Origin of the sequence: Flavisphingomonas formosensis (genome assembly GCF_009755815.1) — a bacterium.
GTDB classification, from domain to species: Bacteria; Pseudomonadota; Alphaproteobacteria; order Sphingomonadales; family Sphingomonadaceae; genus Flavisphingomonas; species Flavisphingomonas formosensis.
In genome coordinates this window covers 1-1,377 of record NZ_WRPK01000039.1, presented here as the reverse complement: position 1 = coordinate 1,377, position 1,377 = coordinate 1, and the positions used below count along the sequence as shown (strand labels likewise).

The following is a 1,377-nucleotide window of genomic DNA, read 5'->3' as shown; positions in this document are numbered from 1 at the left end:
CAAAGCTGATGGGGTGGACGCCCCCCGACGGCATCGATGTGCCAGAGTGGAGGTGTTTGAAGCACCACTGAGGGAGGCGTCCGTGTCGCAAGCTATCACAATCGGGCTGGATATCGCCAAGACCGTTTTTCATGCGCACGGCGCTGACGAGCGCGGCGGCATAGTGTTCAGCCGGAAGCTCAGCCGGGCGAAGCTGCTCGACTTCTTCGCGAAGCAGCCGGCGTGCCTGGTCGCGATGGAAGCGTGCAGCGGTGCGCATCACTGGGCGCGTGAGCTGCAGGCGATGGGGCATGAGGTTCGGCTCATCCCGCCGGCCTACGTCAAGCCATTCGTGAAGCGGCATAAGAACGATGCAGTCGATGCCGAGGCGATCTGCGAGGCGGTGCAGCGGCCGGGCATGCGCTTCGTGGCGGTCAAGAGCGAGGAGCAGCAGGCGGCGGGCATGGTGTTCCGCACCCGCGATCTCGTCGTCCGGCAGCGCACGCAGCTGGTCAACGCATTGCGTGGCCACCTCGCCGAGTTCGGCTGGGTCGCACCGCGCGGCTTGGCGCAGGTCACAATGCTCGCCGACCTTCTCGACGAGGAGGAGATGGCATCGTCGCTGCCCGAGGCGGCGCTGGCCATGCTGCGCGCCATGGCCGACATGCTCGCCGGGCTCGACGACCGTATCGCCGACCTCGATAAAGAGATCGCCAAGCGCGCCCGTGAAGACGAGGTAGCGCGCCGGCTGATGACCATCCCCGGCATCGGCCCGATCGCTGCCACTGCGATCGTCGCTCTCGCGCCGCCGGTCGAGACCTTTACCAAGGGCCGCGATTTCGCCGCCTGGCTCGGGCTCGCGCCGCTCCAGCACTCGACAGGCGGCAAGCAGAAGCTTGGCCGGATTTCGAAGATGGGAGAACGCACCATTCGGCGGTTGCTCATCATCGGCGGCAGCTCGGTCGTCAGGCAGGCGACCCTGCACGGCGCGCCGGCAGGATCGTGGCTCGAGCGCATGCTGGCGCGCAAGCCGCGCATGCTCGTCTCGGTGGCGCTGGCCAACAAGATGGCGCGCATCGCCTGGGCGGTCATGACCAGGAACGAGGAGTACAGAGCTCCGGCAGCGGTCGCGGCGTAAGCCGGGACAGCAGCCAGAGACGTCGGGGACGTAGGCGGTCGAAGGAGGGTATGGCACAACGGTCGGCGAGACGGGGCCGGAAGAACCAGGGAATGGCGGAGCGCTAGCCAAGCGCGGAAAGCTGATGTGGTTCCGGTCCGCGAACTCCCATACTGGCCCGCAGCTATGGCGCTGCTCATCGAGGCCGGACAGATGACAGCATCCGACTACCTGCCAATCCACCCCGATTTACCGCTTGCATCCGAAGGGGCGTCCACAGA

At 66.6% G+C, this 1,377-nt stretch carries 1 protein-coding gene; it reads left to right on the top strand.

What is annotated here, in order from left to right; genetic code table 11:
• Positions 1-82 precede the first annotated feature (82 nt).
• Positions 83-1,117: an IS110 family RNA-guided transposase gene (locus tag GQY20_RS31890; protein WP_157221205.1), complete on the top strand. Its 1,035-nt coding sequence runs from the start codon at positions 83-85 to the stop codon at positions 1,115-1,117.
• Positions 1,118-1,377: the final 260 nt, after the last annotated feature.